This window comes from Microbacterium enclense (genome assembly GCF_001456955.1).
Taxonomy (GTDB): Bacteria; Actinomycetota; Actinomycetes; order Actinomycetales; family Microbacteriaceae; genus Microbacterium; species Microbacterium enclense.
Window position 1 is genome coordinate 729,079 of record NZ_KQ758467.1, and the last position, 20,254, is coordinate 749,332.

Sequence of the window (20,254 nt, forward strand, 5' to 3'; positions counted from 1 at the left end):
TGTCCCGGCCCCTCCGTGCTAGGGGTTACTTGGATCCGTGCTGCGCGCGCACCATCTCCACGACCTCGTCGTACCGCGGCGAGTTCATGAAGTTGTCGACTGAGACGTGCACGGAGTCGGGCGACTGCGCCTTGGCGCGGTCGGTGAGCTGGTTCTGCGTGATGACCAGGTCGGCCGAGCCGTCGAGGTTCGCGATCGCCTGGTTGGTGACCGTGACGCCGTCGATGCCGGCCTTCTTGATCTTGTTGCGCAGGACGCTGGCGCCCATGGCCGACGAGCCCATGCCGGCGTCGCAGGCGAACACGATGTTGTTCAGCTGCTTCGTGGCCGTGGCGCCGCCGAGCCCGCCGAGGGCGGCGTCGACGTCGCGGTCGGCCGTCTCGGTGGTGCCCGAACCGGTGGTGCCGGCAGCCCGGGTGCGGAGGGCGCCGAGGGCCGACGACTCCTTGCCCTTGTTGGCGGCGGTCTGGTCGATGGCCGCGGCGAAGCTGTCGCCCTCGGCCTCGGCGTCGCGCTTGCGCGAGGCGCGGAGGATGACACCGGCCACCAGGAAGGTGACGACGGCGGCGACGACGACCGACAGATAGACCACCAGCAGGTTGGCGGGTCCGGCGCCGATGGCGGCGACGGTGACGGCGATGATGCTGCCGGGCGCGGCCGGGAAGGCCAGGCCGCCCTGGAAGATCATGTTCGTCGCGACACCCGAGGCGCCACCGGCGATCAGGGCGAGGATCGTCATCGGCTTGGCGAGGGCGTACGGGAAGTAGATCTCGTGGATGCCGCCGAGGAACTGGATGATGATCGCGCCGGGAGCCGACGCCTTCGCCGCACCGACGCCGAAGAAGGTGAAGGCCAGGAGCAGACCGAGGCCCGGACCGGGGTTGGCCTCGATGAGGAACAGGATCGACTTGCCGGTGTCGGCGGCCTGCTCGATGCCCAGCGGGGTGAACACGCCGTGGTTGATGGCGTTGTTGAGGAACAGCACCTTGGCCGGCTCGACGATGACCGACAGGATCGGCAGCAGGTTGAACTGCACGAGGAAGGCGACGATGCTACCGAGCACGGCGCTGATGCCGAGGAAGACGGGACCGAAGGCGAAGAAGCCGACGATCGCGAGCACCATGCCGAGGATGCCGGCCGAGAAGTTGTTGACGAGCATCTCGAAACCGGGGCGGATCTTGCCGTCCCACAGCTTGTCCATCTGCTTGGTGATCCAGGCCGCGAGCGGGCCCATGATCATCGCGCCGAGGAACATCGGGATGTTGGTGCCGACGATCACACCCATCACGGCGATCGTGGCGACCACGCCACCGCGAGCGCCGTAGACGATGCGTCCACCGGTGTTGGCGATGAGCAGCGGCAGCAGGTACGTGATCATCACGCTCACCAGGCCGACGTAGCCCTGGTAGGTCGCGCCGTCTTCGGTGGCGGTGAGCGCGGTCATGGCGCCCGGCCACTGGATGAGGGCGGCGTCGCCGCCTCCGCCGAGGATCTCGGCGACCGGGGCCCAGTGCCAGCCGAAGGGGCTGTTCGCCCCGAAGAAACCGGCGGGGATGAAGAGCATGGTGATGAAGCCCCATGCGATGAACGCCGCGATGTTCGGCATGATCATGCCGGACAGGAACGTGCCGAATCGCTGTACGGCGATCCGTGCTCCTCCCGGCTTCTTGGCGGGTGACGTCGTCGTCATTGCTGTGTCTCCTTGGTGTGGTGCACGGCGGGGGCCGTGCGATGAGCGGCGAGCGCCGCGGTGTCGGCGGGGCGGCCGGAACCGCCCCGGGGATTACGGGGTGGGAACGAGGGCGGAGGCAGCCTGAGCCGCCTCGCGTGCGGATGCCGCGTCGTCGGCGTCGAGGGCGGCCTCGGCGATGCGGCGGGCGTCGTCGAGGGTGTGGGCGAGCAGGGTGGCACGCACGTCGGCGAGGGCGGTGGGCGCCATCGACAGCGTGGTGGCGCCGAGCCCGACGAGCACGACGGCCAGCAGCGGGTCGGCCGCCGCCTCGCCGCAGATGCCGACGGGCTTGCCGTGGGCCCGGCCCGCCGCCCCGACCTCGCGGATGAGGCGGAGGACGGCCGGATGCCACGGATCCTGGAACGACGCCACCGAACCGAGCAGCCGGTCGGCGGCGAGCGTGTACTGCGTGAGGTCGTTCGTGCCGATCGAGGCAAAGTCCGCGATCTGCAGGATGCGGTCGGCGAGCAGCGCGGAGGAGGGCACCTCGACCATCACGCCGGTCGTCTTCAGGCCGTAGTCCTTCGCCAGCTCCGTGAAGTAGCGGGTCTCCTCGACCGTGGACACCATGGGGGCCATGACCCACAGGTCGGCGGGACCGGCCTCGGTCGCCCGCGTCGCGGCATCCGCTTCGGCCAGGGCCGTGAGCTGCTCGCGCAGGATGTCCTCGCTGGCGCGGAGGGCGCGAAGACCTCGCAGACCCAGCGCGGGGTTCTCCTCGTGCGCGTCGTTGAGGAAGGGCAGCGGCTTGTCGGCGCCGGCGTCGAGCACGCGCACGACGACCTTCTTGCCCGGGAAGGCGCTCAGCAGCTCGGTGTACGCGGCGCGCTGCTCCTCGACGGTGGGGGCGGAGCTGGAGCTCAGGAAGAGGAACTCGGTGCGGAACAGGCCCACGCCCTCGGCGCCGAGCTCGACGGCCTCGGCGGCGCCGCCGGGCTTGCCCAGGTTCGCCAGCAGCGGCACCTTCGTGCCGTCGGCGAGCGCGCCGTCGGTGAGGGGCGCGGATGCCGCGGCCTTGCGGGCGTCGGCCCGGTTCTGCGCACGTGCCTTCTCGTCGTCGGTCGGGTCGACGGTGACGACGCCCGCGGCGGCATCCACGATCACCGACTGTCCGTCGATCAGGTCTTTCGCGGCGGCCGCGCCCACGACGGCGACGATCGACTTCTCGCGGGCGAGGATCGCCGTGTGCGAGGTGGGCCCACCCTCGGTGGTGACCAGCGCGAGCACCTTATCGAGGTCGAGCAGCGCGGTGTCGGCGGGGGCGAGGTCTTTCGCGACGAGCACGAACGGGTGGCCGGGATCCGGGATGCCGGGGGCGGCGACGCCGCGCAGACGCGCGATGACGCGCTGGGCGACGTCGTCGAGGTCGGCGGCGCGCTCGCCGAGATAGCCGCCGAGGGCGACGAGCTGCTCGCGGAACGAGGCGAACGCGTCGTGCACCGCGAACTCACCGGTCTTGCCCGCGGCCAGGCGGCTGTCGACCTCGGCCTCGAGCGTCGGGTCTTCGGCGATCATCGCCTGCGCCTCGAGCACGTCGCGGGCGGCGCCGCCGGCCTGTGCGCCGCGTGCCTCGAGCTCGCGGGCGACCGCACCGATGGCCTCGCGCACGCGCGCGGTCTCCTCCTCGACCGAGAGGTCGCTCTTCGCGTCCTTCGGGGCGGGCAGGGGCTCGGCCATGCGCGCGATGGGTCCCTGGGCGACGCCCAGGCCGATTCCGACTCCACGGAGTTCCGTCATGTGCTTGTTCCTTTACTCGGCGTCGTGGTCGGTGGTCAGCAGTTCGCTGAGGCGGTCGATGGTGGCTTCGGCGTTGTCGCCGTCGGCGGTGAGGGTGACGTAGTCGCCCTGTTCGAGCCCCAGTGCGATGATGCCGAGAATGCTCGCGGCATTCACGGGCTTGCCCGCGTCCTTGGCGATGGTCACGGCGATGCCGGACTCCTTCGCCGCCTGCGCGAAGAGCTTCGCGGGGCGGGCGTGCAGGCCGTGCGACGATCCGATGCGGACGGTGCGGGTGAGCTGAGGCATGGGGTCCTTTCCGTCGAGGTCAGATCGTGTCGGCGGGCTGGCGCACGCGGAGCGCCTCTTCCACCAGGTCGAGGGTCCGGGTGCCCGTGACATCGGCGAAGACGTCGTCGGGCAGCAGCGCGACCACCACGCCGTGCGTCGCGGCAGCCGAGCGGATGCCGTCGAGCTCGCTCGCCAGGTGCGGGCCGACGAGCACGATGTCAGCGGCGTCGAGGTCGTTCGGGAGCGAGAGCGCGGTCCCGGCGGAGGCCGAGCAGTCAAGGCCGCGTTCGAGAGCAGCACGACGGACGCGTTGCGCCACGAAGGTGCTCGACGCACCCGCTCCACACACCACGAGGATCCTCATCGACCGGCCTTTCTTCCTGTCGATTGTCCGCACCCCGTTCCCAGCCGACAACCAGGTTCGTTTCCCACCCCCCGGAACGCGCGTGCGCGGCCGCGCGAGGGGCGCGGTCGCTCACACCCCCGTCCAGCGCCACCACCGCCGGCCCGGTGCAAGGCACCGGGTCGCATGAGAGGGCTGGTGGGCGTGCCACACGTGGGCTTTCGCCTCCGCCAGGTCGGAGAAGGAGCCGATCATGGTCGGGACCTCGTCGAAGGCGACCCAGCCGCCCGCGGGGTCGACACTGACGTACCCGATCATCTGCCGGGAACACATGCCCAGCAGGAGGTCGTCGTCGACCTGCAGCCACCGGGGCCGGCTTCTCGCTGCGCCCACGCGAGAAGTTTGTCCCTTGCGGCTTTCAGTCACAAGAAAACGGGCGAGATGGTTCGGAATCGACCCGCCGACCGGGGCGGTCTCGCGCATCAGCGACGGTCGCCGCCTCGCCCGACGTCGCTCTCGTCGATGAGATGCTCGCGCCGCAGCCACTCGCCCAGCCCGGCGAGCGCGAGGTAGTCGTCGGGGTCGCGGCGCAGGATCTCGTCGTGTTCGCCGTACGCGGCGAAGACGGCGAGCTTGCGAGCGACGGCCTCGGCGTCGAGGTTGGCCGGCCACGCGTGACGCGGGTACCCCACCGCGTAGCGCACGGTCGCCCCGTCGATGAGCCCCGCGTCGACGGCCGCGGCGACGAGCCCGCCGGTGGCGCCGTGGTCGGGGTGGTCGCCGTCGCCGCCCGGCGCGGAGTCGGGCATGTTCGTCAGCACCGACGTCGCACCCGACCCGGTGATGAATGCGGCGACGGTGGCGACGAGCCGTTCGACGGTGAACTCCTGGCCCGTGTCGAGCGTCGTCAGCGACGGGATCTTGCCGGCGCGAAGGCGCGGCACCGTGCGGTAGCCGTTGGCGAACCACCCGCCCCCGGTGAGACCGCCGTCGGGGAGACGGAGGAACGCCAGGGCGATCCGGGGGTCGTCGTCGGGCGAGGTCACGCTGACCGCGACGCCGTTCGCCAGCACCGTCTCGCGGTCCGACCAGGCCGTCGTCGATCCGCGCATGACGTCGTAGGCGGCGCGGATGCCTCGCTCCCGCCCCGCGACGTACGGCGACATCCCGGTCCCGGCATCCGAAGCGGTCAGGAAGAGGTTCCGCACGCGGTGACCGCTCCGGATGGCGCGATCGATCGTCGGGGTGCCGAAGAGCAGGTCGTCGTCGTAATGAGCCCAGACTCCCGCGATCATCGGCGCCGCTGCAGTCACCGTCGGGTGAAGAAGTCGTACCGGTGCGCGTAGTGCGTGGGCGTCACCAGGTGGTCGGCACGGGCCGCCGGCAGCACGGCACGGTCGAACCGGCGGCCTGCGAGCGCGTCGAGGTCGGGGATGCGCCGACCCTCCATGTCGTTCCACCCCACCACGAGCCACCCGCCGGGCCGCAGCACATCGGCGCAGGCGTCGAGGCCGCGCGCGACCTGCTCCGCGGTGTTCAAGCCCCACCCGAACACGCCGTTGCACACGACGAGATCGAAGGTGTCGGCCGGGTAGACCGTGGCCAGATCGGTCATCGACAGCGTGTGATGACGACTCCCCGCGATCCGCTGCATCGCGGGATCGACGTCGATCGAGTGGTACTCGATGCCCTTGTAGAGCCGCGGATACGTCCGGGTGTACCAGGCCACCCCGACGTCGAGCATCCGCCGGATGTCGCGGCGTCCGAGGAACTCCGGCGCGATCACGTCTTCGAGCATCACCCGGTCGGGTGTCGCGAGGCGCCACCGGCCGTTCTTCAGCCGCAGTCGACTGCGCAGGCGCACGCTCCGGGGGATGAATCGTCTCCAGATGGGGGGCATACGCTCTCCGACGGTCGGCTGCGATCGGGGGATGGTCGTCTGCCCATGATCACCCATGTGCGACGAGAATCACGACACCTCTGCCGACTTCGCGGGAGAAAAGGCGATGAACGGCTCCGCTCCGCGCCCGGATGCCGTGCCGTCGGACCCCCCGTCGCGCGTCGCGTGGTTGGATGGAACGGACGCTGCCCACCGGGGCGGTGCGGAGGACGGATCGTGACGACGAAGGCTCGCCAAGACCGCCTTCTGGCCCTGCTGCTGCGCGAGGGGGAATGGTCGACCGCCGCGTCGCTGGCCGATGCCCTGGGGGTCACCCCGCGCAGCATCCGCTCCTACGTCACGGCCGTGAACGCCCGCGTCGCCGGCGGGGCGGCGATCGAGTCGGGCCCGCTCGGCTACCGCGCGGGCGGCAACGCGGCCGCGGCTCTGCGCACGGTCTCCGGATCCGATGCCGGCACACCCCGAGACCGCCTGCACACGCTGGTGCGGCGACTGCTCGATGCGCCCGACGGCATCGACGTGTTCGACACGGCCGACGCGCTGCACGTCAGCCCGGCGACGCTCGAGGCGGATCTTTCGCGGGTGCGCGGGCTGCTCGGCGGGACCGAGCTGACGCTCGAGCGTTCGGCATCCACCGCGCGCCTGCGCGGAACCGAGGTCGCGCAGCGGCGCCTGCTGTCGAAGCTCGCGCACGACGAGATGGATGCCGGGCTCTTCGACCTCGACGCGTTGCGGCGGACGCTCGGCGAGCGCTCGGTCGGAGCGCGCGCCTTCGGTCCGTTCAAGGCCGAGCTGGTCGCCGAGCTCGGGGCGCTCGGCTACTACGTCAACGAGATCGGCATCGGCGACGTGGTCATGCACATCGCCATCGCCGCCGACCGCACCACCCGCGACCGGGCGCTCGGCTCGCCGGGCGGCGACTCCTCCGACGCGGCCGCGGCCGTCGTGACCCTCCTCGACCGGCTCACCCTCAAGCACATCGGCGTGCAGCTCGGCTCGGGCGACCTGCGCCACCTCGCGACCCTCGTGCTCACCCGCATCGTCGCTCCCGGCACGCCCGGCGGCGACGACGTGCGCGCGCGGCTGGACCCCGCGGTGGAGGCGGCCGTGCGCCTGGTCGTCGAGAACGCGGCATCCGAGTTCCTCGTCGACATCGCGCACGACGACTTCATCCTGCGCCTGGCGCTGCACGTGCAGAACCTCCTGGCGCGCGCACGCGAGCAGGCGTGGTCGCGCAATCCGCTGACGCGGTCTCTGAAGTCCACGTATCCGATGATCTTCGAGGTCGCCGTCTACATCGCCAAGGGGCTGCAGGACGGTCTCGGCATCCCGATCCTCGACGACGAGATCGCCTACATCGCGATGCACGTCGGCGGGCGTCTCGAACGCAGCCGCCGCGCCGACCAGTTGCTGACCGCGACGATCGTGTGCCCCGGCTACTACGAGATGCAGGAGCTGCTGCGCTCCTCGGTCGACCGGTCGCTCGGCCAGGCGATCGAGGTCGTCGGCGTCGAGACGCGCATCGATCCCGCCTGGGATGCCATCGACACCGACCTCGTGCTGACCACGATCGACCCGCCGCGCCCCGGGGACCGGTTCGTGCGGATCCAGCCGTTCCTCACCGACGCCGACGTCGAGCGCGTCCAGGCCGCCGCCGGACGCATCCGCCGCGGCCGGCGCCTCGCGCGCCTGCGGGCCGAGCTCGAGCGTTACTTCGCGCCCGAGGCGTTCGTGCGGGGACTGGATGCCACCGCCGGCGAGGCCGGCGTCATCGAGCGCCTCGGCGGGCTGCTGGTCGAGCAGGACGTCATCGACGACGACTACGTCGCCCGTGCCGTCGAGCGCGAGGCCATCTCGTCGACGGCGTTCACTGACGCGCTCGCCGTGCCGCACGCGATGGGCATGACCGCCACGCAGACCCGCATCGCCATCGGCATCGCCGATCCCTCGATCGCCTGGGGCGAGGGGCGGGTGCAGGTGGTGGCGCTCGTGGCGTTCAGCGAGACCGACCGCGAGGCGTTCCAGACGGTGTTCGAGCAGTTCGTCGAGGTCTTCAGCGAGCGCGACAGCGTGCAGCGCATCGTGCGGAGGGCGACGTCGTTCCCCGCCTTCCTCGACGAGCTCGTCGCCGTGATCGACGGCTGACGCCCCGCCTCGTCGGGCTTCCTCCCCGAACCGGAGAGTCGAGCCGTCAGCAACCGCCCGGCGCAACCGCCCCGCGCGCGGTCAGCCGACGAGCGCGGCCTCGGCGGGCACGTCGACGGATGCCGCGACGCGGGCGCCGACGCCCAGCAGCCGCTCGATCGCATCCGCGGCGCGGGGAGCGGCGCGCCCGTCGCCGTAGAGGTTCTGCGCGCGCGACATGCGCGCGTGCACGGCGGGGTCGTCGAGCAAGGCCGACAGCTCCGTGACGACCGCCTCGCGGCGCGTGCCGATCAGTCGCGCGGCGCCGGCGGCGACCCCCTCGCCGCGCTCGGTCGTCTCGCGCACCACCAGCGCCGGGACGCCGAGCGCCGGTGCCTCCTCCTGCACGCCGCCCGAGTCGGTCACCGTGCAGTACGCCCTCGCCAGCATGCGTCCGAACTGCGCGTAGGGCAGCGGCTCGCACAGCACGATGCGCTCGCTTCCACCCACCGCTGCCCGTACCTCGGCGCGCACCGCCGGGTTGGGGTGCAGGGGGAGCACGGCGACCACGTCGGGGCGGGCCGAGACGACCTCGGCCACCGCCGACGCGATGCGGGCGAGGGGGCCGCCCCATGACTCGCGGCGGTGCACCGTGACGAGCACGACGCGCTCGGCGCCGACGGCGATCTCCTCCATGGCGGGGTCGTCGAAGCGCTGCGGGTGCGTCTTCTGGCGGTGCAGGGCGTCGATGCCGGTGTTGCCGGTGACGACGATGTCGTCGGGGCGCACGCCCTCGGCGAGCAGGTTCTGCTCGGCGGCATCCGTCGGCGCCAGGTGCAGGGACGCCAGGGGCGCGATGAGGCGGCGGTTGCCCTCCTCGGGGAAGGGCGAGCGCAGGTCGCCCGAGCGCAGCCCCGCCTCGAGATGGATGACGCGGGCGCCGGCGTAGTAGGCGGCGACCGCCGCGAGCGCGGCGCTGGCGGTGTCTCCCTGCACCACGACGGCATCCGGAGCCCCGTCCGCCCAGCGCGCGGAGAGCGCCGCGAAGATGGTCGAGGTCGTCTCGGCGAGGCCGGCGCCGCGGCGGAACACGTCGAGGTCGGCGTCGGGACGGATGCCGAACGACGCGTTGATCTCGGTGACCATCTCGCGATGCTGGCCGGTGACGGTCACGGTCGTGCGGATGCCGTCGCGGCGCCGCAGTTCGGCGACGAGCGGCGCGCATTTGATGGCTTCGGGACGCGTGCCGTAGACGACGTCGATCCAGGGAGTGGTCACGGGCGGCTCTCCTCGTTCGGGCGGGATGCGGACGGGCCGAGGGTCGTCGAGGGGTTCGCGCTCGAGCGGGTGACGCGCGCAGGAGCGGCGCCCGGCCGGGCGCCGCTCTCGCGCAGCGAGATGCGCAGCAGCAGCACGATGGCCACGACGAACCCGACGATGACGAACAGCGAACCGATGTAGCGGTGCACGAGGTCGAAGCCCTCACGGCCGTAGGCGCCGTAGGCCCAGGCGGCCGAGGCGAAACGGATCATGTTGCACGTGATCGCCAGGCCGAGGCCGACGAGCAGACCGAGGCCGACGCGGCTGGTCGGCGCCCGCGTGATGCCCGTGATCGCGACGGCGAGCAGCAGCAGCGGCACGGCGAGCACGGTCGTGGAGCACATGGTCGTGATCATCAGGCCCGTGACCTCGGGGGTGCCGATGCCGAACCAGACGATGGGGCCCGCGGCGACGGCACGCCCGGGGGCGACGAGGCCGATGAACTCGCGCGCGAGGATCGCCTCGGCGGCGCGGGTCGTGGCCTCGGTCGCGATGAGGGCTCCCGCGGCGACCGCGAGGGCTCCGGCGGTGACCAGCCGGCCGATCCCGCCGCGCCGATCGCGGGCCCTCGTGCGGGTGCGCAGCGGTGCCGCCGAGACGCTCATGCCTCCACCGCCAGCAGCAGTCGTCCGGCCTCGGCGTTGCGGCGGGTCTTGGTCCACCCGCGGCGCCCGGCCACCATGCGGCCGAAGGCGCGCACCACGCAGATGTAGCTCTGGTACATGTACAGCCAGTACCCGAGGCCCCAGAGCCCCGCGCGCCACACGGGATGCCGCTCTTCGCGCGTCACGTACACGAGGGGCCAGAGCGCGAAGGGGAGGATGCCGGTGAGCACCCACAGCGGGATGATCCAGGTGGCGCCGGCCAGCCAGCCGAACAGGCCTCCCGGCGACAGTGCGCCCGAGACGACCATGGCGATGGTGACCGTGGGCCAGAGCACGAAACCGATGAGCTGGATGTAGGGGATGGCGAGGAAGTACGCCGCCTCCAGCGCGCCCGCGTTGGTGAAGGTGCGCGAGGCGTAGATCTTGGGGAGGTATCGGGCGCACTGCAGGCCCCCCTGGCACCAGCGGGTGCGCTGGGTCAGCAGGCGCCGGGCCGAGGGGAGGGCCTCCTGCGAGACGAAGGTGTCGTGCGCGTACACGGTGCGGTACCCGGCGAGCATGATGCGGAGGCCGACTTCGTAGTCCTCCAGCAGCGCGTCGCCCCACGGCACGCCCGCGTCGGCCGACGCGGCGCGCAGGGCGCTGAGCCGGGTGAACTGCCCGTTGCCGCCGAGGCCCACCGAGACGGTGCGCATGCGCAGCACCTGCATCGCGGCGATCGTGGTGCGGAACTCGATGTCCTGCATGCGGATGAGGTAGCGCGCCCACGCCTGACCGAGGCGTCCCTGCCCGGCAGCCGGGGCCGGGTCGTCGCGGTTGCTCATGCGCACCGCCACCTGGGTCGCGCCGACATCGGGCGCACCGAACGCCGCGGGACCGGCTGCCTGCCGGAGGGCGTTCTCGGCGAGCGAGCCATCGGCGTCGAGGACGATCACGATCGTGCGATCGTCCTCGACGCCGCGGTTGCCGCGCAGCTCCCGCCACTCCGCTAGCCGGGCATACGCGGCGTTCAGGGCGGCTCCCTTGCCCGTGCGGGCGTCGGGGAGCCGCCGGATCACGGCGTGCACCAGCGGGTCCGTGTCGGCGAAGGCGGAGACGATGTCTCCGGTGCCGTCGGTGCTGGCGTCGTCGATGATCCACAGATGGACGGTCGGGAAACGCTCTCGAGTCCTCTTCACCGTCTCGGCGATCACGGCCGCCTCGTCTCGGCAGGGGATGAACGCGTGCCACTCGAACGCCCCGGGGTCGCCCTCCACCGCCGCGCGGCGGCGGACGAAGGGGACGACGATGAGCGTCGTGTAGGTGAGGAACATCACCAGGAAGACGAAGGAGAGCGAGAAGAGGAACTCGAGGGCGTTCACGATCGGGGCGCGTCCTCTCCGGATGCCAGGTCGACGGCATCCTGAGACCGATGGCGCCGCGAGCGCCACGCCAGCAGACCGCCGATCAGGGCGGCGCCGACCCCGACGACGGCGAGGGTCGCCGTCGGGGCCGCGTAGCCGGTGACCGCGATCATGCCGACGGCGCCGCCGCCCATCGCACCGTTGCGGTACACGGGTCAGCCCTGAGCCGGTGCGGCCGCGCGCTGGCTGCGACGACGCAGCATCACCGCGGCGAGCAGGACGGCGGCGAGACCGAAGCCGCCACCGGCGATCGCGAGCGATTCGGGCCCGGCGACGGGCACGGCCAGCTGACCGGCGTTGGGGCCGACCGAGGCGGTGGCCAGGTCGACCGTGGCAATCGCGCCCGCGGCGCCGAGACCGACGCGGAGGGCCGTCTGGGTGAAGGTGCCGTCGACGGTCGACTGCACGTTGACCTGCAGCTGCGCCAGCGCGGTGATCGCTTCGCCGAGCGGCCCCTGCAGGCTCGCGCCCAGGCCGTCGAGGACGGGCTCGATGACGCCCCGCGCCACACCCAGGGCCGCGTTCAGGACGCCGCCGAGAACGCTCAGGTCGTCCACGCGCGCCTGGACGGCGTCGAGGATGTCGTTCGTCTGCGAGGTGATCTCGGCGACGACCGCGGCGGGCACGTACGAGAGCAGGTCGGTGCCGGGAGCGAGGTCGTTGAGGTCGGCGACGCCGGCCGCGGCGAGCAGATCCTCCTCGGTGAGGGTGACGGTGCCCGAGGCGAAGGGGTTGTCCAGGTCGAGTCCCGCGACGGCGGCGGCGGCCAGGAGCGTGTTCAGTGCGGGGTTCAGCGTGTTCAGCACCCCGGAGACGAGCGTGCCGTCGACCACCACGCCCACGTCGGCGAGGATGTAGTCGCCGCTCTGCGCGCCGTCGGCGGTGTTGACGGCGGATGCCGCGAGCGTTCCGATGTCGACCCGCAGGCCGGCGAGCGCGTCGGAGCTGCCGACCGCGATGGTGGCCGTGTTGTCGGCGGTGGGGTCGCCGACGTCGGAGGGGGTGACGGTGCCGACGCCGATGAGGCTGGGCGCAGCCGACACCGCGCCCGAGAACGCCGACGAGCTGCCGTCGTCGTTGGCGCGGGCGTACTGGCCCACGGCACCGAGCTGGATGACGCCGTTGTCGCCGAACAGGTTCGTGGAGCCCGCCTGCAGCGTGACGAGGCCGCTGACGGCGTCGGCGTCGAGGGGGCGGTCGACGATGACGTCACCCGAGGCGTCGGTGTTCACGGCCTCGGCGCCGCGCAGGGCGACGAGGCTGTCGAGCACGTCGGTACCGAGCAGCGACGTCTGCACGAGACGGCCCGTGCTCTGCGACACGACGTCGGCGGGGGCGGCCTGGGCGGCTGTCGCGGGGACGAGGAGGGCGGCGACGGTGGCGGTGGCCCCGACGGCGCGCACGGTCCGCCACGTACGGGCGGAGGTGTCTGGACGAATGGTCATGGATGCCTGCTTCCTGGACGGCGGAACACCACCGGGCGCATTGCGGGCCGGATGGTGCGGTGCAAGGCGAAGTTAGGCGGGGCATCGAGCGCTGGCATCCGTGTCCCGTACGGAACCCGACTACTTAGGGAGGCGCCTCGGGCGCCGTTGCCGTCCGTGAACTACTGATTCAGGGTCGAAACCTCGGAGGACGTGCCGCTTTCGGTGTAGGAACGAATCGGGGCGCGTCCGTGGACGCGGGGAGCAGCAGGAGACACGCATGGGTGCAGGTCGACCATTGGTGGGGCGAGGGCGCGAGACGCAGATCGCGACGGAGGCGTTGCGGGGCAGGCGCAGCGTGCTGGTGACGGGGCCCGCCCGCAGCGGTCGCACGCACCTGGTGACGGCGATCGTGCGCGCCCAGCCGCGCCCGTCGACGGTGATCGAATCGCGTGCCGGTGCCGTGAGCGCGCGCTCGGGCCCCTCGGACCGCCGGCTGCTCGCCGGTGCCGATGACGTGGAGGAGCTGATCGCCGAGGTGGTCGGCCGGGGCGGTGTCGTCGTCGTCGACGACATCGATCTGCTCCCGGATGCCGTGGTGTGGCCGCTCGTGGAGGCGCTGAGCGCCACGGATGCCGTGTTCATCGCCGCTCTCGCCCCGCGGCACGAGATCGCGCGACGTTCGCCGGCCCGCTGGGAGCTGTTGCAACCGCTGGTCGAGGACGCCGACCGACTCAACGTCGTCGTGGGGCCGCTCAGCCTTGCCGAGACGGCGACGCTGGCGAACGAACTGCGCGCGAGCCGGCACGGGGTCGGCCCCGCCGACGGCGCGTGGATGATGGCCCTCGCCCACCTGAGCGGCGGCAGCCCCGCCCTCGTCGCCGAGCTCGTCGAGGTGGCCGCCGTCCGTGGGCGGATGCACGCGGTGTGCCCGATCGAGCCGTTCGCCGATCTGCTGCCCGGTGCCATCGTGGAGTCGCTCACCCGTCTGCTGGCACCCCTCGACGCCCGCGAGCGGCGGCTGCTGGGCGTGGTGTTCGAGCTCGGCCTGATCCCCCTCGGGCACGTGGCGTCGATCGTGCCGTCGGACGTTCTCGCCCGCTTCCACGACGGCAACCTCGTCGTGGCTTCGGTCGAGGCGGGAGCGGCGGCGGTGAGTCCGTTGGTGGCGCGGGTCCTCCGGGAGAGCGCGCCGAGGGGCGAGCACCTCGAGGAGCGTCGCGACGTCGCCCACCGTCTGCTCGAGCTGAGTCGGCAGGGTGCGGCGCTCACTCCCGCCGAGGAGGTGTTCTGCGCGCGTTTTGCGGGAACCCTCGACGCGGACGGGCCGTTGGCCGAGTCGCTGCGGGCGTTGCTGCCGCGCGCCGCCGTGTCGCTGGCGCGGTCGGGCACGCCTCGCGACGCGCTTGCGGTGGTCTCGCGCGTGCTGGATGACGGCCCCGATCTGCGCGCATCGGCGGCGTTGATCCTCACGCGCATCGCCCTCGAGGAGTATGCCGAAGCCGAGCGGCTGCTCGCCTGGCTCCCGCACCCCACCACCGCCGCCGAGCGGGAGCTCGCCCTGCACGTGTTCGTGCGGACGCTCAGCGCCACCTACGCCGGGGCGGCTGTCGCGCGCCGGCGAATCCAGGACCTCGTGTGCTGGGCGCCGGACGACGAGGAATGGCGCACACGTGTCGGACACGCCGCGGCCATGCTGTCGCTGCCCAATGGGGCGTCGTTCTGCGAGCGCGCCCTGTCACCGTCGGCCGAGGCGCCCCACGCCGATCCGGCGGCGATGAGCGACGCGCTGCGTGCAGCGCTGGCGGCGTCTCGCGGTGATGCGGCCCGTGCCCGCGCGCTGCTGCGCGCGCGTCAGCAGACGCACGGGTGGGACGTGGAGAGCGATCTCACCCTCTTCCTGCTGCACGCGTACGCGATGGTCCTGGTCGGCGGCGATCTCGACGTCGTCGAGAGCGCGACCCGGCGGCGCCTCTTGTCGGCGCGCTGGGGCGACCGGCAGGACGAGGTCGCGGTGCTCGCGCTGCTCGACGCGTCGATCCAGCTGCAACGGATGCGCCCCGATGTCGCCTTCACCAGCCTGCAGACCCCGCGCATCGCGCCGCCCGAGTCGTTGCGCGTCTGGTACGACGCCGTGCGCGCGAGCGCCTTCATCGCCCGGGGCGACCTCGTGCACGCCGCCGAGGCGCTGGACCGTATCGACCGGGCGGCGACGGAATGGGCGCGCGGATCCTTCGGGGTGCTGCGCGAGACGGTGCGAGCGCGGTTCGAGATCGCCAACGGACGCGTCGAGGCCGCGACCGCTCGTGCGGACCGGGCGATCGACGAGGCCGAGCGGCGAATGCCGATGCTCCTGCCGGCGCTGCTGCGCGTGCTGCTGGCCGCGGGGGCTCCGGTGCCGCAGGTGCGGGCGCGGGCCGAGGCGTTGTCCGCGCGGTTCGACCTCGCCCCGTTGCGCGCCTTCCTCGCCGAGATCCCGTCGACGGCCCGCGTCGATGTGCCGCCCGTGCTCGAGCAGCTGACCTCGCGCGAGCGGGAGGTGGTCGATCTCGCCGTATCGGGCGCGTCCAACGCGCAGATCGCCCGGCGCCTCGGTGTGTCGGTGCGGACGATCGAGTCGCACCTGCACCACGCCCGCACCCGTCTGGGCATGAGCCGTCACGAGCGGTTCGCGCAGGTCGTCGAGGGCGCTCGGGCGCTCGCGGGGCGCTGACGCGGGCCAGAGCGCCTCTCGGCGCGCCGGGGGCGCGGGGCGGGGCGGCGACGCCGCCCCGCGGGCCGCGCTGCCGCCCCGTTGACCCGAGCTCGGGCCGGGCCCGCCTCAGCACGCCGGGGACGCGGGGCGGGGCCGCGACGCCGGCTCTCCTCAGCGCGCCGCCGCGAGCAACTCCTCGGCGCCGGCGCGCACGGCCTCGAGACGGCGGCGCGCCTTCTTGGCCGACGCCCCGCGCACGTCGAGGTACAGCTTCAGCTTCGGCTCCGTTCCGCTCGGGCGCACGATGAGGCGCGACCCGTCGTCGAGCCAGAGCCGCAGCACGTCGCCCGGGGGCAGGCCGTCGACGCCGGTCAGCAGGTCGTCGATGCGCGCGACCGCGACCCCGCCGACCGCCGCCGGCGGGTCGGCGCGCAGGGATGCCATCATCCCGGCGATCTCGCTGACGTCGCTGACCCGGATCGAGATCTGGTCGCTCGCGAACGCGCCGAAGGTGTCGCGGAACTCCTGCAGCAGATCGGCGACGGTGCGCCCCTGGCCGCGCGCCTCGGCGACCATCCCCAGCATCGCCACGGCGGCGGAGATCCCGTCCTTGTCGCGGACGGTGCCCGGGTTCACGAGGTAGCCGAGCGCCTCCTCGAAGCCGAACACGATGCCCGGGGCCCGCGAGATCCATTTGAAGCCGGTGAGCGTCGCGTGGAAGGCCAGTCCGTAGTGCTCGGCGACCGCCTGCAGCCCCGGCGACGACACGAGGGAGCAGGCGAGGGATGCCGGGGCCCCGGCGTCACCGCCCGCCGCGGCATCCGGGGCCGACGTGTCACCGCCGTCCGCTGCCTCGCGCGCCGCCGCCGCAGCCCGCGCCGCCCGCCACCCGAGCAGCAGCCCGATCTCGTTGCCGGTGAGCCGCCGCCAGCCGCCCTCGGCGTCGGCGTCGGGGAGGGCGACCGCCAGGCGATCGGCATCCGGGTCGTTGGCGATGACGAGCTCGGCGTCGGACGCCCGAGCGGTCTCGAACGCCAGGTCCATCGCTCCCGGCTCCTCCGGGTTCGGGAAGGCGACGGTGGGGAATCGTCCGTCGGGCTCGATCTGCGCCTCGACGAGGGTCGGTACCGGGTAGCCGGCCTCCGAGAGCACGCGCGAGACGGTCTCCCACCCGACGCCGTGCATCGCGGTGTACACCCAGCGCAGGCCCTCGGCCCCCGCGGGCGCGGGGGCGACCGCCGCGGTGGCGGCGACGTAGGCCTCGACCAGCGATTCGGCCGCGTTGGCGTAGCCGACCGACCGTGGCAGCACCGTGACGTCGCCGGCGTCGGCGATCCGCTGGATGTGCGCGGCGATCTCGGCGTCTGCGGGCGAGACGATCTGCGCTCCGTCGTCGGCCCCGCCGAGGTAGACCTTGTAGCCGTTGTCGTCCGGCGGGTTGTGGCTCGCGGTGACCATGACGCCGGCGTCGGCGCCGAGATGGCGCACGGCGAAGGCGAGCACGGGCGTCGGAAGGGTGCGGGGGAGCAGCACGGCGTTCAGCCCCGCTCCCGCGAAGATCTCGACCGAGTCGCGCGCGAACACGTCGGAGTTGCGTCTTCCGTCCCAGCCGACCACGACGGTCGGCGTCTCGCCGTCGGAGCGCTCGAGAAGGTAGGCGGCGAAGCCCGCCGCCGCCTGGGCGACGAGCACGCGGTTCATGCGGTTCGGGCCGGCCCCGAGCGCGCCGCGCAGCCCCGCCGTGCCGAACGCCAGGCGGGTGGAGAAGCGATCGGCGAGATCGTCCGCCGCCGTGGCATCCCCCTCCTCCACACGCGTCAGCAGAGCGGTGAGCTCGTCGCGGGTGACGGCATCCGGATCCTGGGCGAGCCAGGCACGGGCGGCGTCGACGTGCCCGCTCACAGCGCGCCGATCACGCGGGCCAGCAGGTCCGAGATGACGGGTTCGGCGTCACGCCCGGCCTCGAGCACCTCCGCGTGGCTGAGCGGGGTCTGCTGGATGCCGGCGGCCAGGTTCGTGATGAGTGAGAAGCCGAGGATCTCCATGCCCGCCTGCCGCGCGGCGATCGCCTCGAGGGCGGTCGACATGCCGACGATGTGCCCGCCGATGGTCTTGGCCATCTGCACCTCGGCCGGGGTCTCGTAGTGCGGGCCGCGGAACTGGCAGTACACGCCCTCGTCGAGCGACGGGTCGATTCCGCGCGCGATCTCGCGCAGCCGTGACGAGTACAGGTCGGTGAGGTCGACGAACGTCGCGCCCTCGAGCGGGGAGTCGGCGGTGAGGTTGATGTGGTCGCTGATGAGCACGGGCTGTCCGGGCTTCCAGCTCTCACGGATGCCGCCGGCACCGTTGGTGAGGATCATGGTGGTGGCGCCCGTGGCCGCCGCGGTGCGCACGCTGTGCACGACTCGCCGCACGCCGTGACCCTCGTAGTAGTGCGTGCGCGCGCCGATGACGAGCACGTTCTTGCCGCCCGGGGTGCGGACGCTGCGGAGCGTGCCGACGTGCCCCTCGAGAGCGGGCTTCGAGAAGCCGGTGACCTCGGTGGCGGGGAACGACGCCGTCTCGTCGCCGATGAGTTCGGCGGCTCGCCCCCAGCCCGACCCGAGGGTCACGGCGATGTCGTGGTGCGCGACGCCCGAGAGACGCGCGATGTCGGCCGCTGCCGCCGCGGCGACCTCGAACGGGTCGACCGCCGGGTCGTCGAGCGGGTGTGAAGTGCTGTTGGACATCCCCCCACTCTAGAAAGCGCGGTGCTCGCGGGCCAGACGCCCGGCCCGCAGGGGGCGCGTGTCGCGCCGACGCGGGGCGCGGGGCGGCTCCCCTCGCCGCGCTGACAGAATGGATGCCATGGTGCAGAGCTTCGAGCGCAAGCAGTCCGTCGCGATCGTCGGCGGCGGCCCCGGCGGATACGAGGCCGCGCTGTCGGCCGCCCAGCTCGGCGCCGATGTCACGCTCGTCGAGCGGGCGGGTGTCGGCGGCTCCGCCGTCATCACCGACGTGGTGCCCTCGAAGACCCTCATCGCCACGGCCGACGCCGCCGTCGCGATCCGCAACGCCAGCAGCCTGGGCGTGCAGCTGTTCGCCAAAGACGACCGTGGCAAGCCCCTCACCCCCGAGGTGGCGATCAACCTCGCCGCCGTCAACCAGCGCCTGCTCTCGCTCGCGCGGCAGCAGTCCGACGACATGCGCGCCTCGCTCCTCGAGGCGGGCGTGCGCATCATCTCCGGTCACGGGCGCCTCGACGGCGGCGGTGCCGTCGTGGTGTCGACCGAGGCCGGCGGCACCGACTTCGACCGCATCGAGGCCGAGACCCTCGTCGTCTCCGTCGGCGCGTCACCGCGAGAGCTGCCGTCGGCTCAGCCCGACGGGGAGCGCATCCTCACGTGGACGCAGCTCTACAACATGAAGTCGGTGCCCTCGCACCTCATCGTCGTCGGCTCCGGCGTCACGGGCGCGGAGTTCGCCTCGGCGTACATGAATCTTGGCGCGAAGGTCACCCTCGTCTCCAGCCGCGATCAGGTGCTCCCCGGTGAAGATCAGGATGCCGCGGCCGTCCTGGAGCGCGTCTTCCAGCGCGGCGGCATGACGCTGCTCGCCAAGGCCCGCGCCGAGTCGGTCGTGAACACCGGCGACGGCGTCCTCGTCACCCTCGCCGACGGTCGCACGATCGAGGGCAGCCACTGCCTGATGGCGGTGGGCTCGATCCCCAACACCGCCGGTCTGGGCCTCGAGCAGGCGGGTGTGCAGATGACGGCATCCGGTCACATCCGCGTCAACCGCGTCGCGCGCACCTCGGTGCCGAACATCTACGCCGCGGGCGACTGCACGAACTTCTTCCCGCTGGCATCGGTCGCGTCGATGCAGGGTCGCCAGGCGATCTTCCATGCGCTGGGCGACATCGTCATCCCGCTCGAGACCCGCCGCATCACGGCCAACATCTTCACCGCCCCCGAGATCGCCACGGTCGGCTTCAGCGAGCAGGACGTCACCGAGGGCCGCATCGCCGGCGTCGTGCGCAAGCTGCCGCTGTCGGCGAACCCGCGCGCGAAGATGCAGGGCATCACCGACGGCTTCGTCAAACTCATCGCCCGCAAGGGCAGTGGCACGGTGATGGGCGGTGTGATCGTCGGCCCGAAGGCGTCCGAGCTCATCTACCCGATCGCGATCGCCGTGGAGCGCCGCCTAACGGTCGACCAGGTCGCCCGTGTGTTCGCGGTGTACCCCTCGCTCACCTCGAGCATCACCGACGCCGCGCGCGCGATGCACATCGTCGACCGCGACGACCCCGACGAGGACTGAGTCCCCGGATGCCGGTGTCCCGGCATCCGTTCCGCTCGTCGCGTTCGCGGCATTCGTGTGGCTCGTCGCTCTTCGCGGCATTCCTGTTGCGCGTCGCCGGCCGCGGCATTCGTGTTGCTCGTCGCTTTCGCGGCATTCCTGTTGGGCGTGGCCGGCCGCGGCATTCGTGCTGCTCGTTGCATGCGCTCCCGCCTCGTCGCGCCGTAGCGACCGGCTCTCCCCTCGAGAAACGCGACGTGCGGGGAGAAACGCGTCGTCGAGGCGTTTGCTCGTGCGGATGCCGTTTCTCGCTGCCGTCGGACCGCCGCAGGGCCGCGCTTCGCCGCGCGTGATCGTCGGGTCGCGCGTCCGAAGCCTCTGGGCGGGCCGCCGAGAAACGCCTTCTGCAGGGAGAAACGC

At 72.4% G+C, this 20,254-nt stretch carries 17 protein-coding genes; 3 read left to right on the top strand and 14 right to left on the bottom strand.

The annotated features are described in order from the left end of the window. Window positions 1-25 precede the first annotated feature (25 nt). The 7 genes from AS029_RS03320 to AS029_RS03350 all read right to left on the bottom strand — a co-directional run bounded on the left by AS029_RS03320 (window position 26) and on the right by AS029_RS03350 (window position 5,982). Window positions 26-1,690: a PTS mannitol transporter subunit IIBC gene (locus AS029_RS03320; protein WP_058231132.1), complete on the bottom strand. Its 1,665-nt coding sequence runs from the start codon at window positions 1,688-1,690 to the stop codon at window positions 26-28. A gap of 93 nt (window positions 1,691-1,783) precedes the next feature. Continuing rightward, a complete protein-coding gene (gene ptsP, locus AS029_RS03325) occupies window positions 1,784-3,469 on the bottom strand; it encodes a phosphoenolpyruvate--protein phosphotransferase (RefSeq protein ID WP_074615814.1) in 1,686 nt (561 codons plus the stop codon). Window positions 3,470-3,481: 12 nt separating this feature from the next. Further along, entirely contained in the window at window positions 3,482-3,757 is a 276-nt protein-coding gene (locus AS029_RS03330; RefSeq protein WP_058231133.1) for an HPr family phosphocarrier protein, read from the bottom strand. A 19-nt stretch (window positions 3,758-3,776) separates the two neighbouring features. Further along, window positions 3,777-4,103: a PTS sugar transporter subunit IIB gene (locus AS029_RS03335; RefSeq protein WP_058231134.1), complete on the bottom strand. Its 327-nt coding sequence runs from the start codon at window positions 4,101-4,103 to the stop codon at window positions 3,777-3,779. A gap of 111 nt (window positions 4,104-4,214) precedes the next feature. Then, window positions 4,215-4,475 (bottom strand): hypothetical protein, encoded by a 261-nt coding sequence (locus AS029_RS03340; RefSeq protein WP_058231135.1) that lies wholly within the window; start codon window positions 4,473-4,475, stop codon window positions 4,215-4,217. Window positions 4,476-4,564: 89 nt separating this feature from the next. Beyond that, window positions 4,565-5,377 (bottom strand): PIG-L family deacetylase, encoded by an 813-nt coding sequence (locus AS029_RS03345; RefSeq protein ID WP_058231136.1) that lies wholly within the window; start codon window positions 5,375-5,377, stop codon window positions 4,565-4,567. A 14-nt stretch (window positions 5,378-5,391) separates the two neighbouring features. Then, entirely contained in the window at window positions 5,392-5,982 is a 591-nt protein-coding gene (locus AS029_RS03350) for a class I SAM-dependent methyltransferase (protein WP_058231137.1), read from the bottom strand. Between the two features lie 216 nt (window positions 5,983-6,198). On the opposite strand from AS029_RS03350, the gene AS029_RS03355 reads away from it, so the two are divergent. Next, the gene (locus tag AS029_RS03355; RefSeq protein WP_175456620.1) at window positions 6,199-8,127 is read left to right on the top strand and encodes a BglG family transcription antiterminator; all 1,929 of its coding nucleotides are present in this window, start codon (window positions 6,199-6,201) and stop codon (window positions 8,125-8,127) included. A gap of 81 nt (window positions 8,128-8,208) precedes the next feature. Here the strand turns inward: AS029_RS03355 and wecB are convergent, their stop codons facing one another. From wecB to AS029_RS03380, 5 genes are read right to left on the bottom strand one after another with little or no spacing between them, the layout of a single operon-like run. Next, on the bottom strand, window positions 8,209-9,384 hold the full coding sequence (wecB, locus tag AS029_RS03360; RefSeq protein WP_058231138.1) for a non-hydrolyzing UDP-N-acetylglucosamine 2-epimerase: 1,176 nt from the start codon (window positions 9,382-9,384) through the stop codon (window positions 8,209-8,211). Beyond that, window positions 9,381-10,031 (bottom strand): exosortase S, encoded by a 651-nt coding sequence (gene xrtS, locus AS029_RS03365; protein WP_058231139.1) that lies wholly within the window; start codon window positions 10,029-10,031, stop codon window positions 9,381-9,383. The genes wecB and xrtS overlap by 4 nt, the downstream gene beginning before the upstream one ends. After that, window positions 10,028-11,392 carry an XrtP-associated glycosyltransferase gene (locus AS029_RS03370; RefSeq protein WP_058231140.1) on the bottom strand — a complete coding sequence of 455 codons (1,365 nt, stop codon included), beginning with the start codon at window positions 11,390-11,392 and terminating at the stop codon, window positions 10,028-10,030. The genes xrtS and AS029_RS03370 overlap by 4 nt, the downstream gene beginning before the upstream one ends. Next, on the bottom strand, window positions 11,389-11,586 hold the full coding sequence (locus AS029_RS03375) for a hypothetical protein (protein WP_058231141.1): 198 nt from the start codon (window positions 11,584-11,586) through the stop codon (window positions 11,389-11,391). Before AS029_RS03375 ends, AS029_RS03370 begins: the two co-directional genes overlap by 4 nt. 3 nt (window positions 11,587-11,589) lie before the next feature. After that, window positions 11,590-12,879, bottom strand: a complete 1,290-nt coding sequence (locus AS029_RS03380) for a PVV-CTERM domain-containing choice-of-anchor G protein (protein WP_058231142.1) — start codon at window positions 12,877-12,879, stop codon at window positions 11,590-11,592. A gap of 259 nt (window positions 12,880-13,138) precedes the next feature. On the opposite strand from AS029_RS03380, the gene AS029_RS03385 reads away from it, so the two are divergent. After that, window positions 13,139-15,571 (top strand): helix-turn-helix transcriptional regulator, encoded by a 2,433-nt coding sequence (locus AS029_RS03385; RefSeq protein ID WP_139168001.1) that lies wholly within the window; start codon window positions 13,139-13,141, stop codon window positions 15,569-15,571. A 153-nt stretch (window positions 15,572-15,724) separates the two neighbouring features. On the opposite strand, the gene AS029_RS03390 is transcribed toward AS029_RS03385, so the two are convergent. Together AS029_RS03390 and AS029_RS03395 are read right to left on the bottom strand one after the other, a co-directional pair. Further along, on the bottom strand, window positions 15,725-17,455 hold the full coding sequence (locus AS029_RS03390) for a phospho-sugar mutase (RefSeq protein WP_058231144.1): 1,731 nt from the start codon (window positions 17,453-17,455) through the stop codon (window positions 15,725-15,727). Beyond that, complete coding sequence (locus tag AS029_RS03395; RefSeq protein ID WP_058231145.1) at window positions 17,452-18,285, bottom strand: purine-nucleoside phosphorylase; 834 nt, start codon at window positions 18,283-18,285, stop codon at window positions 17,452-17,454. Before AS029_RS03395 ends, AS029_RS03390 begins: the two co-directional genes overlap by 4 nt. Before the next feature lie 109 nt (window positions 18,286-18,394). On the opposite strand from AS029_RS03395, the gene AS029_RS03400 reads away from it, so the two are divergent. Then, window positions 18,395-19,855, top strand: coding sequence for an NAD(P)H-quinone dehydrogenase (locus AS029_RS03400; RefSeq protein WP_058231146.1), 1,461 nt, complete (start codon window positions 18,395-18,397; stop codon window positions 19,853-19,855). Window positions 19,856-20,254 lie beyond the last annotated feature (399 nt).

Bases quoted from the DNA above. Each gene is read 5' to 3' on its own strand.
- AS029_RS03345 (WP_058231136.1), bottom strand. From the start codon at position 5,377: ATGATCGCGGGAGTCTGGGCTCATTACGACGACGACCTGCTCTTCGGC.
- xrtS (WP_058231139.1), bottom strand. From the start codon at position 10,031: ATGAGCGTCTCGGCGGCACCGCTGCGCACCCGCACGAGGGCCCGCGAT.
- ptsP (WP_074615814.1), bottom strand. From the start codon at position 3,469: ATGACGGAACTCCGTGGAGTCGGAATCGGCCTGGGCGTCGCCCAGGGA.
- AS029_RS03380 (WP_058231142.1), bottom strand. From the start codon at position 12,879: ATGACCATTCGTCCAGACACCTCCGCCCGTACGTGGCGGACCGTGCGC.
- AS029_RS03330 (WP_058231133.1), bottom strand. From the start codon at position 3,757: ATGCCTCAGCTCACCCGCACCGTCCGCATCGGATCGTCGCACGGCCTG.
- AS029_RS03350 (WP_058231137.1), bottom strand. From the start codon at position 5,982: ATGCCCCCCATCTGGAGACGATTCATCCCCCGGAGCGTGCGCCTGCGC.
- AS029_RS03385 (WP_139168001.1), top strand. From the start codon at position 13,139: ATGGGTGCAGGTCGACCATTGGTGGGGCGAGGGCGCGAGACGCAGATC.
- AS029_RS03335 (WP_058231134.1), bottom strand. From the start codon at position 4,103: ATGAGGATCCTCGTGGTGTGTGGAGCGGGTGCGTCGAGCACCTTCGTG.
- AS029_RS03395 (WP_058231145.1), bottom strand. From the start codon at position 18,285: ATGTCCAACAGCACTTCACACCCGCTCGACGACCCGGCGGTCGACCCG.
- AS029_RS03320 (WP_058231132.1), bottom strand. From the start codon at position 1,690: ATGACGACGACGTCACCCGCCAAGAAGCCGGGAGGAGCACGGATCGCC.
- AS029_RS03400 (WP_058231146.1), top strand. From the start codon at position 18,395: ATGGATGCCATGGTGCAGAGCTTCGAGCGCAAGCAGTCCGTCGCGATC.